The 13011-nt window shown below is 68.2% G+C and carries 10 protein-coding genes; 7 read left to right on the forward strand and 3 right to left on the reverse strand.

Annotated features, from left to right (window positions below; genetic code table 11):
- The first annotated feature begins 39 nt into the window (after positions 1–39).
- The gene (locus E5P3_RS09285; RefSeq protein ID WP_162585704.1) at positions 40–756 is read left to right on the forward strand and encodes a GntR family transcriptional regulator; all 717 of its coding nucleotides are present in this window, start codon (positions 40–42) and stop codon (positions 754–756) included.
- Between the two features lie 197 nt (positions 757–953).
- Positions 954–2615, forward strand: coding sequence for an AMP-binding protein (locus E5P3_RS09290; RefSeq protein ID WP_162585705.1), 1662 nt, complete (start codon positions 954–956; stop codon positions 2613–2615).
- A gap of 34 nt (positions 2616–2649) precedes the next feature.
- Here E5P3_RS09290 and E5P3_RS09295 read toward each other — a convergent pair whose 3' ends face one another.
- Positions 2650–3891 (reverse strand): acyl-CoA dehydrogenase family protein, encoded by a 1242-nt coding sequence (locus E5P3_RS09295; RefSeq protein ID WP_162589609.1) that lies wholly within the window; start codon positions 3889–3891, stop codon positions 2650–2652.
- A gap of 178 nt (positions 3892–4069) precedes the next feature.
- Here E5P3_RS09295 and E5P3_RS09300 point away from each other — a divergent pair, with 178 nt between their 5' ends.
- Together E5P3_RS09300 and E5P3_RS09305 are read left to right on the forward strand one after the other, a co-directional pair.
- Positions 4070–6163, forward strand: coding sequence for a 3-hydroxyacyl-CoA dehydrogenase NAD-binding domain-containing protein (locus E5P3_RS09300; RefSeq protein WP_162585706.1), 2094 nt, complete (start codon positions 4070–4072; stop codon positions 6161–6163).
- A 35-nt stretch (positions 6164–6198) separates the two neighbouring features.
- Positions 6199–7374, forward strand: coding sequence for an acetyl-CoA C-acyltransferase (locus tag E5P3_RS09305; protein WP_162585707.1), 1176 nt, complete (start codon positions 6199–6201; stop codon positions 7372–7374).
- Between the two features lie 15 nt (positions 7375–7389).
- Here E5P3_RS09305 and E5P3_RS09310 read toward each other — a convergent pair whose 3' ends face one another.
- Entirely contained in the window at positions 7390–8103 is a 714-nt protein-coding gene (locus E5P3_RS09310; protein ID WP_162585708.1) for a hypothetical protein, read from the reverse strand.
- 7 nt (positions 8104–8110) lie between these two features.
- Positions 8111–9175 (reverse strand): phosphotransferase, encoded by a 1065-nt coding sequence (locus E5P3_RS09315; RefSeq protein WP_232073061.1) that lies wholly within the window; start codon positions 9173–9175, stop codon positions 8111–8113.
- Between the two features lie 178 nt (positions 9176–9353).
- On the opposite strand from E5P3_RS09315, the gene E5P3_RS09320 reads away from it, so the two are divergent.
- The 3 genes from E5P3_RS09320 (at position 9354) to E5P3_RS09330 (ending at position 13011) form a co-directional block, all read left to right on the forward strand.
- A complete protein-coding gene (locus tag E5P3_RS09320; RefSeq protein WP_162585710.1) occupies positions 9354–10256 on the forward strand; it encodes a LysR family transcriptional regulator in 903 nt (300 codons plus the stop codon).
- A 224-nt stretch (positions 10257–10480) separates the two neighbouring features.
- Positions 10481–11731: an ABC transporter substrate-binding protein gene (locus E5P3_RS09325; RefSeq protein WP_162585711.1), complete on the forward strand. Its 1251-nt coding sequence runs from the start codon at positions 10481–10483 to the stop codon at positions 11729–11731.
- A 17-nt stretch (positions 11732–11748) separates the two neighbouring features.
- Positions 11749–13011, forward strand: coding sequence for an ABC transporter substrate-binding protein (locus tag E5P3_RS09330; RefSeq protein ID WP_162585712.1), 1263 nt, complete (start codon positions 11749–11751; stop codon positions 13009–13011).

The following is a 13011-nucleotide window of genomic DNA, read 5'->3' on the forward strand; positions in this document are numbered from 1 at the left end:
CTATTTGACAGAGCGCGCTTTCCCCACGCTCCCCATCCCATGGACGACATCCTCACCCGCGACAGCCTCAACGCACAGGCGTACAGCCGCCTCTGCCGCGACCTCAAGGCAGGCCGGTTCGCGCCCGGCGAGAAGCTGAAGCTGCGCGATCTCGCGGCCGAGATGGGCATCAGCCCGACGCCGGTGCGCGAGGCGCTGGCGCGGCTGATCTCCGAGCAGGCGCTCGAGCAGGTCGGGCACCACTCGGTGCGGGTGCCGGTGATGAGCGAGCGGCGCTTTGCCGAGGTGCGCGAACTGCGACTGATGCTCGAGGGCGAGGCGGCCGCACGCGCGGCGCTGCATGCCGGCAGCGAGGACGTGAAGAAGCTCGAGGCGCTGCACGAGCGCATGGCCGCCTTGCGCGAGGCGGGCGATACGGCCGGCGAGCTGCTCGAATCGGAGCGCTTCCACATGGGCATCTACGCGCTGGCCGACATGCCGGTGCTGCAGCGCATGGTCGAAAGCCTCTGGCTGCAGTGCGGGCCGCTCATGAAGGCGCTGCAGACGCACGCGATGGGGCAGCCGCGCAAGCAGCACCCGCATCACATGGTGCTGCGCGGGCTTCGCAAGCGCGACGGCGAGGTGGCCCGGCGCGGCATCCACGACGAGATCGAGCGCACCACCGCGCCGATCCTCGCGTACCTGCGCGAGCGCGGCGAGGACGCGCCGGCGCAGCCCGCCCCGGCCGCGCGGCGCGCGGCCCGCCAGGCCGCCTGAGGCGCCAGCCCAAGGTACGTGCGCGCCACCGGCGCGCCGCGGGTCCATGCACCAGGGAAATGGACCTGAATGCCCAATATTCATTGGGGTTCACTTGCCGCAGCCGGCGCGTGGCCGCATGATCGCAAAAGAAAAAAACGGGCGCCTCGCTTCGCGGGCCAGCCCGGAAATGCGCAATCGACCGGAGACACGCCAGGATGATCGCCTACCGCCACGGCCAAAGGCCGCTGCACGAGTATTTGCGGGAGCATGCCCGCAGGACACCCGACAAGCCCGCCTTGGTCTGGTATGGGCGGCGCATCAGCTACGCCGAGCTCGATGACCTGAGCGATCGCTTCGCCCAGAGCCTGCGCGAGCGAGGCATCGGCCAGGGCGACGTGGTGGCGCTTTTCCTGCACAACTGTCCGCAGTACCTCATCGCGCACTTCGGCGTGCAGAAGCTCGGTGCGATCGTGAGCCCGTGCAACCCCGACGCGCGTGCCTACGAGCTCGAGCACCAGCTGACCGAACTCGACGCCAGCGCCATCGTCGCGGGCGAGGAACTGCTCAAGGTCGTGCTCGGCTCTCGCGCCCTGCGCACCGTCGCCCATGTCTATGCGGTGCGCTATGGCGACATGCTGCCCGCGACACTGGCCATGGACGTGCCGCCCGGCATTCGTCTGCGCCATGAGCCCGCACCGCCCCTGCCGGCCTGCGTGATCGACTTCGCCGACGCGCTGGCGGAGGCGGGCCCGTTCACGCCGGTCGACACGATCGCGATGGACGATGTCTGCCTCATGGCCTACACCTCCGGCAGCACCGGCCTGCCCAAGGGCGCGATGATCAGCTTCGAGTGCGCGCTCTACAAGACCGCGGTGAGCGCGGACGGCTTCCGGCTGGGTGAAACGGACGTCATGCTGGCCGACGTCGCGCTGCACCACATCTCCGGCATGATGACCGGCCTTGCGCTGCCGATCTACTGCGGCGCCACCGTCGTGCTGCTGCGCCGCTTCGACGCCACCGCGGTGCTGCAGGCCATCGAGGCCTGCCGGGTGAGCTGGTGGTACACCATGGCCCCCTCGCTGCCTTCGGTGATGGCCTGTGATGATGCCACCACCTTCGACCTGTCTTCGCTGCGCACCACGGTGGGCACGAGCTTCGGTGTGCAACTGAGCGAATTGCTCGCGCGGCGCTGGAGCCGCTTCGCGAACGAATGCCTCGTCTACGAGGCCGGCTACGGCCTGAGCGAGACCCACACGTGCGACACGCTGATGCCGCCCGATGCCATCAAGTGGGGCACCAACGGCAAGCCCGCCCCCGGCGTGGAGCTGCGCATCGTCGACCCCGAGACCGGCCGCGACCTGCCGGCCGGCCAGCGCGGCGAGATCCTGCTGCGCAGCCCCATCCGCTACAAGGGCTACTGGCTGCAGCCGGCTGTCACGCAGGCCATGCTGCTCGACGGCTGGCTTCGCACCGGCGACGTCGGCGTGGTCGACGAGGAAGGCTACCTGACCTTCCTGGGCCGCACCAAGGAAATGATCAAGGTCTGGAGCTACAGCGTGTTCCCGGAGGAGGTCGAGGCCATCCTCGCCCTGCATCCCGACGTGCGCCAGGCCGCGGTGGTCGGCCTGCCCGACCCCGACCGCGGCGAGGCTGTCCAGGCCTACGTGGTGCTGAAGGAGGAGGCGGCCGCCCGCGTGCGCGCCGGCCAGCAGGCCGACCGCGTCGACCAGAAGATCATCGAGTGGTGCTTGCAGCACATGTCGCACTACAAGGTGCCGCGCACCGTGATCTTCCGCAGCGGCCTGCCGTCGTCCGAAAGCGGCAAGCTGCTGCGCCGGATGCTGCACGATCCGGCCGCATCGATGGCGATCAACTGAAAAGGGGCGCACGGCCCCGTTCGCTGTCTTCCGTTCAGCGCACCGCGGCGGCGCGGTAGCCCGCGAGCTCGTGCTTGGCGATCGCGTTGCGGTGCACCTCGTCCGGGCCGTCGGCGACCCGCAGGTGGCGCGCATAGGCATAGAAGGAGGTCAGCAGCGTGTCCTGGCTCAGGCCGGCCGCGCCGAAGGCCTGCATCGCGTCGTCGATCACCTGCACGCAGTTGTTGGGCGCGATGACCTTGATCATCGCGATCTCCTTGGCCGCCACCTTGTTGCCCACCGTGTCCATGCGCCACGCGGCATGCAGCACCATCCAGCGCGTCTGGTCAATCAGCATCCGCGCCTTCGCGATCCGCTCGCGCCAGACGCCCTGCTCCGACAGCGGCTTGCCGAAGGCGACGCGCGAGACCACGCGCTCGCACATCATCTCCAACGCCGACTCGGCCATGCCGATCATGCGCATGCAGTGGTGGATGCGCCCCGGGCCCAGGCGGCCCTGGGCAATCTCGAAGCCGCGCCCTTCGCCCAGCAGCAGGTTCGATGCCGGAACCCGGACGTTCTCGAACAGCACCTCGGGGTGGCCGAAGGGCGCGTCGTAGTGGCCCATGAGCGCCATGTCGCGCAGCACGGTCACGCCGGGCGTGTCGCGCGGCACGATGATCATCGACTGCTGGCGGTGCCGGTCGGCGTTGTCGGGGTCGGTCTTGCCCATCAGGATGAAGAGCTTGCAGCGCTCGTTCATCGCGCCCGTGATGTACCACTTGCGCCCGTTGATCACGTAGTCGTCGCCGTCCCGGCGAATGCTGCATTCGATATTGGTGGCGTCCGACGAGGCGACCGCCGGTTCCGTCATCGCGAAGGAGGAGCGGATCTCGCCGTCGAGCATCGGCCGCAGCCAGCGCTCCTGCTGCTCGGGCGAGCCGTAGCGCGCGATGACCTCGGTGTTGCCGGTGTCGGGCGCGCTGCAGTTGAAAGCTTCGGCACACCAGTAGCGGCGGCCCATGATCTCGCACAGCGGCGCGTACTCGAGGTTCGTCAGGCCGGCGCCATGGCCGCCTTCGGGCAGGAACAGGTTCCACAGGCCGGCGGCGCGCGCCTTCGGCTTGAGCTCCTCCATCAGCGGCAGGGTCGTGTAGCTGCCGCCATCGCGGGCATTGAGCCACGACTGCTGGGCTTCCTCCTCGCGCCGCTTCTCGTTGGGGTAGATGTGCTCGTCCATGAAGGCGAGGAGGCGGGTGCGGAGGTCCTGGACCTTGGGCGTGTATTCGAACTGCATGGTGTCGGAGGTGCGTGGATTGCCAGCGGAGTGGGGATGACTCGATGGTGCCCGGACCCGGCCGCGCCGTGGGCTGTCGGGCATGAAGGCTTTTCATCCGGCGCATGCGCCTTGTTGATGCAGCTGCAGCGGCGGCTGAAGGAACATCGGTGCGCATCCAATGGCGAAAGGAACCTACGTGACAGCCAGCTACGAAGTGCGCGACGGCATTGCCGTCGTCACAATGGACAATCCCCCCGTCAACAGCCTGGGCCTGGGCAACCGCCGGTTCATCGCGGAATCCATCTCGCGTGCGCAGGACGATGCCGAGGTCCTCGCGGTCGTGCTGACCGGGAAGGGACGCGCGTTCTGCGGCGGTGCCGATATCCGCGAGTTCAACAAACCCGAAGCGACCGCGTCGCCGGAGCTGGTGGACGTGATCCGCCTGGTCGAAGGCTGCACCAAGCCCGTGGTGGCGGCGCTCCATGGCGTCGTGATGGGCGGCGGGCTCGAGCTGGCCATGGGCTGCCACTACCGCGTCGTGCAGAGCGGCACGCAGGTCGCATTGCCCGAGGTGCGCATCGGCATCCTGCCCGGCGCGACCGGCACCCAGCGGCTGCCGCGCCTGATCGGGCTCGAAGCCGCACTCAACATGATCGTGACCGGCAACACGGTGATGAGCGATGCCTTGGTCGAGCTGCCGTCGCAGAAGCTGTTCGACCGGCTCGTCCGGGAGGACGTCGTGGCCGCAGCGATCGAGTTCGCGCGCGCCAAGGCGCAGGTTCGGCCGCTGCCGCGCTCCCGCGACCTGAAGGTCGAGCATCCGAACGCCGAGGCCTACCTGCGGTTCGCGCGCAACATGGTGGCGGCCAGCTCGCGCAACTACCCGGCGCCGCTTCGCTGCCTGGACTGCGTTGCGCAGTCGGTGCGCCTGGACTTCGACGCGGCCGTCGACTATGAGCGCGCCGCGATCATCGAGCTCGTGTGGACGCCGGAGAGCGCCGCACTGCGCAATGCGTTCTTCGCCGAACGCGCGGCCAGCAAGATCGCGGACGTGCCCGAAGACACGCCCCAGCGCCCCATCCAATCTGTCGGCGTGATCGGTGCCGGCACCATGGGAGGCGGCATCACCATGAACTTCCTCAACGCCGGCATCCCCGTCAAGATCCTCGAGATGAAGCAGGAGGCCCTGGACCGCGGCATCGCCACCATCCGCAAGAACTACGAGGCCCAGGTCAAGAAGGGCAAGCTCCAGGCCGACAAGTACGAGCAGCGCATGGCGCTGCTGTCCACCACGCTGGACTACAACGACCTGAAGGACGCCGACCTCATCATCGAGGCCGTCTTCGAGGAGCTGGGCGTCAAGGAGAAGGTCTTCAAGGAACTCGACCGCGTCGCCAAGCCCGGGGCCATCCTCGCGTCCAACACCTCCACCCTCGACGTCGACAAGATCGCCGCCTTCACCAAGCGCCCGCAGGACGTCGTCGGCATGCACTTCTTCAGCCCCGCCAACGTGATGAAGCTGTTGGAGGTCGTGCGCGGCAAGCACACCGCCAAGGACGTGCTCGCCACCGTCATGGGCGTCGCCAAGAAGATCAAGAAGACGGCGGTGGTCTCCGGCGTGTGCGACGGCTTCATCGGCAACCGCATGATCGAGCAGTACTCGCGCCAGGCCGGCTTCCTCCTCGACGAGGGCGCCACCCCGCAGCAGGTGGACCGCGCCATCGAGAAGTTCGGCTTCGCCATGGGCCCCTTCCGCATGGGCGACCTGGCCGGCAACGACATCGGCTGGGCGATCCGCAAGCGCCGGGCCGTCGAGCATCCCGACATGAAGTACAGCCGCACCGCCGACAAGCTGTGCGAGCTCGGCCGCTTCGGCCAGAAGACCGGGGCAGGGTGGTACGACTACCAGGCGGGCAAGCGCGACGCGATCCCGTCGCAGCTCGTCAACAAGATGATCGAGGACCACCGCAAGGAGCTCGGCATCACGCCGCGCAAGATCTCCGACGAGGAGATCGTGCAGCGCCTGGTCTACGCGCTGGTCAACGAGGGCGCGCACATCCTGGAGGACGGCATCGCTTCCAAGTCGGGCGACATCGACATGGTCTACCTCACCGGCTACGGCTTCCCCATCTGGCGCGGCGGCCCCATGCACTACGCCAACCAGGTCGGACTCTTCAACGTGGCCGAGGCGATGAAGCGCTTCGCGAGGAACCCGCGCGACGACGCGGCGTTCTGGCAGCCCGCGCCGCTGATCCGGAAGCTGGTGGCCGAAGGCAGGCAGTTCGGCTGAATCCCCATCCTCATTTCCTTGCAAAGGACCTCACCATGACCCGTGCCGTCATCGTCTCCACCGCCCGCACCCCGCTCGCCAAGAGCTGGAAAGGCGCCTTCAACATGACGCACGGCGCCACCCTCGGCGGCCATGCCGTGCAGCACGCCGTGGCGCGCGCCGGCATCGACGCCGCGGAGGTCGACGACGTCATCATGGGCTGCGCCAACCCCGAGGGCGCCACCGGCGCCAACATCGCGCGCCAGATCGCCCTGCGTGCCGGCCTGCCCATCACCACCGCGGGCATGACCATCAACCGCTTCTGCTCCTCGGGCCTGCAGACCATCGCCACCGCCGCGCAGCGCATCGTGGCCGGCGAGGGCGAGGTCTACGTGGCCGGTGGCGTCGAGAGCATCTCCTGCGTGCAGAACGAGATGAACAAGCACATGCTGGCCGACCCCTGGCTGGTCAAGCACAAGCCCGAGATCTACTGGAACATGCTGCAGACCGCCGAGCAGGTGGCCAAGCGCTACGACATCGGCCGCGACGCCATGGACGAGTACGGCGCCGCCAGCCAGCAGAAGGCCGCCGCCGCGCTGGAGAAGGGCCTGTTCAAGGACGAGATCGCCCCCATCACCGTGCTGGCCGGCGTGGCCGACCCGGTGCTGGGCCTGCGCACCAAGGAAGTCACGGTAGAGAACGACGAGGGCATCCGCCCCGGCACCACCAAGGAAGGCATCAGCGGCATCCGCCCGGCCATCCCCGGCGGCCTGATCTCTGCGGGCAACGCCAGCCAGTTCTCCGACGGCGGCGGCGCCTGCGTGGTGATGGAGGAGAGCTACGCCGAGAAGAAGGGCCTGAAGCCGCTGGGCCGCTTCCTCGGCTTCGCGGTCGCGGGCTGCGAGCCCGACGAGATGGGCATCGGCCCGGTGTTCGCGATCCCCAAGGTGCTCAAGCGCCTGGGCCTGAAGATCGAAGACATCGACCTGTGGGAACTCAACGAGGCCTTTGCGGTGCAGGTGATCTACTGCCGCGACAAGCTGGGCATTCCCGGCGACCGGCTGAACGTCAACGGCGGCGCCATCGCGGTGGGCCACCCCTACGGCGTGAGCGGCCAGCGGCTGACCGGGCACGCGCTGATCGAGGGCAAGCGCCGCGGCGCGAAGAAGGTGGTGGTGACGATGTGCATCGGCGGCGGGATGGGTGCGGCGGGGGTGTTCGAGGTGCTTTGAGCGCCCCCGGGTCGCCTACGGGTCGGATCGGAGGCGGAACGCGATGCCCTGGGCGCAGAATGCAGCGCGCCGGGCGTCCGCGCAGACATCGAAGCCTTGCGCCGACGCGTTGCGCACCAGCGGCGCGAGTTCGGCGGCGGCGAATTCCAGCGCGGTCACGCCCGTGCGCCCGTCCGCGGCCAAGGCGAAGCGAAGGTCGAAGCGGGCGAGGGCGACCCGAGGCAGTCCGCCGTCGTCGCGCGAGGGCCTCGCATGGAACAGTTGGGCCCAGTGAAGGGCAACGCGCTCGGGCGCGCGGACCGCCAGCTCCAAGCCGCAGAGCCGGTCGGCGCCAGCTCCGGCTGTCGCGCGGCCGGCCTCGGCCGAACCTGCTGGTGCCGCCTGCTCGCGCAGGTCGACGGTGCAGGCCCCGGTATCCATGGCGTCGACCCGAAGGCGTGGCGTGCAGCCCAGCGCCGAACCGTCGAACGCCTCGATGCCGAGGCGCCGCAGGTGCGTGCGCTGCGTGCCGAGATCGTCGCAGCCCAGGTCGAGGGTGTCGCCCGGCGCGGTGCGGACTTCGAGCCATTGGTCGTCGAGCAGGAAGCGCCCGCACGATGAGTCCGCGGCTGCGCGCGGCGGCAAGGCGGCAATGCCCAGGACCTTGTCGAAGACCGAGGCCACGGCCGCCGCATCGGCAGCGGCGAAGCGCAAGCCGCGGAAGCAGGGCGGATGTAGGACCGGCGGCATCTCGCGATCAGGCCTGTGCGGCGTGCTGCCAGCCGAGCACGGCCAGTTGCCGCGCCTGGCGGCCGGCGTCGAGCGCGTGCGCATTCGAGGCATTCCCCGCCAGCGCGCGGCCCATGATGCCTTGCGCGATGGCGGCGGCGCGGAACAGGTTGAAGGCGGTGTAGAAGCGCCATGCTGCCTGCGTCACGGGCGGGAGCCTGCGCCGGTCGCAATAGCGTGCGAGGTAGCCTTGTTCGGAAGGCAGCCCCAGTGCCTGCAGCTGGCTGGCAGAGAGGTCGCCGAGCCCGCGAAACGGCGGCGGCAGTTGCCAGGCCATGCAGTGGTAGGCGAAGTCCGCCATCGGGTCGCCCAGCGTCGAGAGCTCCCAGTCGAGCACGGCGATGATGCGCGGCGAATTGTGCGCGAACACCACGTTGTCGAGGCGGAAGTCGCCATGCACGATGCGCGTCGCCGCTTCCTTCGGCACGTGTCGTGGGAGCCATTCGATGAGCTTCTCCACGGCTTCGATGCACTCGGTCTCGCTGGCGCGGTACTGGCGGCTCCAGCGCGCGATCTGGCGTTCGATGTAGTTGCCGGGGCGCCCGTAGTCATCGAGACCGGCTGCGTCCACGTCGACCTCGTGCAGCGCAGCCATGACCCTGTTCATCTCGTCGCAGATCCGGCCGCGTTCGTCCGCGCTCGCGCCTGGCAGCCGCGGGTCCCACAGGATGCGGCCATCCATGTAGTCCATCACGTAGAACGCGGTGCCGATGACGGCGTGGTCCTCGCACAGCGCATGCACGCGAGGGACCGGCACGTCGGTATCGGCGAGCGCCTTCATGACCCGGAACTCGCGATCGACGGCGTGGGCCGAGGGCAGCAGCGTGCCCGTCGGCTTTCGGCGCACGACATAGCGGCGGTCACCGGTCTCGACCAGGAAGGTCGGATTCGACTGGCCGCCCTTGAACTGCGAGACGCGAAAGCCTGCGCCGGCCCGGTTATCGACGTGCGAGGCGAACCAGCGCTGCAGGGATGCTTCGTCGAAGCGGTGGCGCTCGTGGACCTCCGTCGTGCCGCTGAACGCCTCGGTCACGGGGCGGCGGGTCCGCGCGGCGATCGGCGGATCAAAGGGGTCATGGGGCTTGTCTCCTCGGTGAATGCAGGTGAAGGCCGTCTCGCGGCATGATGGTGCGCGTTCTCTCGGGAGACAGCCTAAGGGCACCGCCCCCGGAGAAGCCAATGAATGCTTGGAATAGACCTGGATACAGCGAATGCATATCTCGAGAGTCGACCTCAACCTGCTCGTGGTGCTGGACACCATCTACACAGAAGGCGGCATCACCAAGGCGGCCGAGAAGCTGCACCTGACGCAGCCGGCCATCAGCCATGCGCTGGCGCGCCTGCGTGACCTGTTCAACGATCCGCTGTTCGAGCGGCAGGGTCACCGGATGGTGCCCACGCCGCTGACCAAGCGCCTGATCGACCCCCTGCGCGGATCGCTGCAGTCGATCGGCTCGCTGCTGAACGACACGCAGAGTTTCGAGCCCGCCGTGGCGAGGAAGCGCTTCGTGATCGGGCTGCGCGACTTCATGGAGTCGACGGTGATGTCGCCGCTGATGCGCGCGCTGGCCATGGAGGCGCCGGAGGTCGAGGTTTCGAGCGTGCGCGCCAACCGTCGCAGCCTGGAGAGCGAGCTCGCGGCCGGCACGCTCGACCTGGCGGTGGACGTGCTTCTTCCGTTGTCGGACGCCGTCAAGTTCAAGCGGATCAGCGTCGACGGCATGGCGGTGGTGGTGCGCAAGGGGCATCCGGCCATCGATGGCTCGGTGGACCTGGACACCTACCTGGCGCAGCGCCACATCCTCGTGACCTCGCGCCGGCAGGGGCCCGGCTTCGAGGACATCGAGCTGCGGCGCATGGGCGTCCAGCGGCAGGTCGCACTGCGATGCCAGTTCTACTTTGCGGCTTGCCGCACGGTATCGGAGACCGACCTCGTGCTCACGATGCCGGAGAGCTACGCGCACATGGCCAACCGGCAGTTCGGCAACCAGGTGCTGGCGTTTCCGGCGCCGCACTCGTCGATGGATGCGTACATGTATTGGCATGCGAGTACCGATAACGATGCGGCCAATCGGTGGCTTCGCAATGTGCTGATGCGTTGCTGCGTGCGCTGAAAGGCGTTGATGGCGTGGGGGTGCGGAGGCGCTGGGGTGGGGTCGACCGGTCCGCACCGCATGCCGGGCGTGCATCCAACGAAGGATCGCTAGTCCAACAGATCCGCATCCACGCATGCGGGTTTCCGCCAGTACGGCTCTCCCCACTCAACCTGTAAATTTCAATCTGTTATAACAAATAACGCGACGGAGATTGTTCCGGAGCGTCACCGCAGGAGACACCGATGTCCATGAAAAGGCGCCACTTCCTCCAGTCCACCGCAGCCGTCGGCGTGCTGGGCCTGCCCGCCGTGCGAGCGGCCCGCGCACAAGCCGGCCCGGTTCGCATCGGCGTGATGCTGCCGATGAGCGGCATCGGCGCCGAGGCCGGCGCCGCGTGGCTGGCAGGCACGAAGGTTGCTGCGGAGCAGTGGAACGCGAAGGGCGGCGTGCTCAAGCGCCCCGTCGAACTGGTCGTTCGCGACGACAAGTTCACCAGCGCAGGGGCCGTTGCGGCGGCGCGCGAGCTGGCCGGCAGCGGGGTCAACCTGCTGATCGGCGGCTCGCAGTCGCCGATGGCGCTGGCCACCGCGCCCATCCTGCCCGAGCTCAAGGCCATGATGGTCGCGCCGTGCCCGACCGTGATGTCGCTCACGCACGAGAACTTCCAGCGCAACTTCTTCCGCCTGTCCTGGAACGCCTACATCGCCTTCGCCGGCATCGGCAACATGCTCACCGACCGCTTCAAGGAAGTGCAGAGCTGGTCGTGCATCGTGCCCGACAGCGAGAACGGGCGCGACATGGCGCGCTTCTTCACCATCGGCGTGCAGCGCGCAGCCGCCAAGGCCGGACGCCAGGTCAAGGTGCTGGATCCGGTGTTCGCCAGCCTCAACAAGGCCGACTACAAGGTCGAGATCAACAGCCTCATGAACGCGCCCTCGCAGGGCCTGTTCGTCGGCCTCACCGCCGCGCCCTGCATCAGCCTGCTGCAGCAGGGCCGCGCCGTGGGCATGGACAAGAAGTTCAAGGTGATCGGCGACGCCGGCACCGAGCTGATGATCGCCAAGGCGATGCAGAAGTCCACGCCCGCCAACCTGTGGAGCATCAGCTACTGGGTGCCGGGCACCGACGCAGGACAGCGCAACCCGCTGAGCACGCCGCTCTACGAAGGCTATGTGAAGCTCACCGGCGACAAGAACCCGCCGAGCATCGTGCAGTCCAGCCACCGCTGCGCGCTCGCGCTCTTCAACGCGATCCAGAAGGCGGGCAACACCGAGACCGACGCCGTCATCGCCGCGCTCGAGGGGCTCACCTTCGACACCGCAGTCGGCAGCTACCACGTGCGCAAGGAAGACCACCAGGGCCTGGGCACCGCGTACATCGCGAAGGTGGGCGCACGCGATGCCGAGCCGGGCTACGGCATTCTCGATGCCATTGCCTACAACGAAGCCGACGTGGCCGAACCGCCTTCGCCGGGCAAGGCGATCTCGCTGTGAGTGCGAAGGACATCACCATGACACTCAAGCGCAGAACCCTCGTGCAAGCCGCCAGCGCGGCGACCCTGCTGGGCGCCGCGGGCACCCGGTTCATCCCCTCGGCACACGCCCAGGGCGCCCCCATCCGGGTCGGCGCCATGCTCCCGATGAGCGGCATCGGCGCCGAAGCCGGCGCAGCCTGGCTCAACGGCATCAAGGCCGCGCAGATGCAATGGAATGCCAATGGCGGCCTGCTCGGCCGCCAGATCGAGATCGTGGTGCGCGACGACAAGTTCACCAGCGCCGGCGCGGTCGGCGCGGTGCGCGAGCTGGCGGGCGAGGGCGTCAACCTGTCGATCGGTGCCGGCCAGTCGCCCATGGCCCTGGCCATCGCGCCCATCCTGGCCGAGCTCAAGAGCGTGGTGGTGGCGCCCGCGCCGAGCGTGATGTCGGTGACGCACGAGAACTTCAGCCGCAACTTCTTCCGCCTGTCTTCCAACGCGCTGATGCTCTACGGCGGCATCGGCAACCTGATGACGAGCAAGTTCAGCGATGTGGAGACCTGGGCCGTGATCGCGCCCGACAGCGAGAACGGCCGTGACGTCGCGCGCTACTTCAGGCACGGCGTGATGGGCGCGGCAGCCAAGGCCGGACGCAAGGTCCAGGTGCTCGAGCCGGTGTTCGCCAGCCTCAACAAGGCCGACTACAAGATCGAGATCAACAACCTGATGAACTCCGGCGCCCAGGGACTGTTCATCGGTCTCACGGCCGCGCCCTGCGTCAGCTTGCTGCAGCAGGGCCGCGCCGTGGGCATGGACAAGAAGTTCAAGGTGATCGGCGAAGCAGGCACTGAGCTGCTGATCGCCAAGGCGATGCAGAAGTCGACGCCGCAGAACCTGTGGGGCGTAACCTTCTGGGCGCCGGAGCTGGAGCCTTTCAAGAGCCAGTTCCCCGTCAGCAAGCAGCTGAGCGAGTACATCCTCAAGGTGGCCGGCACGCCCTATGTGCCGGGTATCGTGCAGGCCTCGCACCGCTCCGCGCTGGCCATCTTCCACGCGGTGAAGAAGGCCAACTCGACGGAGACGGAGCCGGTGATCCAGGCGCTCGAGGGCCTGCAATTCGACACGGCCGCAGGGCCGTACCGCATCCGCAAGGAAGACCACCAGGGCGTCGGGTCGTTCTACTTCGCCAAGATCGGCGCCCGCGACACGCCGCCGGGCTATGGCCTGGAGCAGGTCGTCCGCCTGGACGAGACCGAGATCGTCGAGCCGCCGTCGCCGGGCAAGAAGTACGAGGGCTGA

Source organism: Variovorax sp. RA8 (genome assembly GCF_901827175.1).
Taxonomy (GTDB): domain Bacteria; phylum Pseudomonadota; class Gammaproteobacteria; order Burkholderiales; family Burkholderiaceae_C; genus Variovorax.

Bases quoted from the DNA above. Each gene is read 5' to 3' on its own strand.
- E5P3_RS09330 (WP_162585712.1), top strand. From the start codon at position 11,749: ATGACACTCAAGCGCAGAACCCTCGTGCAAGCCGCCAGCGCGGCGACC.
- E5P3_RS09325 (WP_162585711.1), top strand. From the start codon at position 10,481: ATGTCCATGAAAAGGCGCCACTTCCTCCAGTCCACCGCAGCCGTCGGC.
- E5P3_RS09310 (WP_162585708.1), bottom strand. From the start codon at position 8,103: ATGCCGCCGGTCCTACATCCGCCCTGCTTCCGCGGCTTGCGCTTCGCC.
- E5P3_RS09290 (WP_162585705.1), top strand. From the start codon at position 954: ATGATCGCCTACCGCCACGGCCAAAGGCCGCTGCACGAGTATTTGCGG.
- E5P3_RS09285 (WP_162585704.1), top strand. From the start codon at position 40: ATGGACGACATCCTCACCCGCGACAGCCTCAACGCACAGGCGTACAGC.
- E5P3_RS09305 (WP_162585707.1), top strand. From the start codon at position 6,199: ATGACCCGTGCCGTCATCGTCTCCACCGCCCGCACCCCGCTCGCCAAG.
- E5P3_RS09320 (WP_162585710.1), top strand. From the start codon at position 9,354: ATGCATATCTCGAGAGTCGACCTCAACCTGCTCGTGGTGCTGGACACC.
- E5P3_RS09295 (WP_162589609.1), bottom strand. From the start codon at position 3,891: ATGCAGTTCGAATACACGCCCAAGGTCCAGGACCTCCGCACCCGCCTC.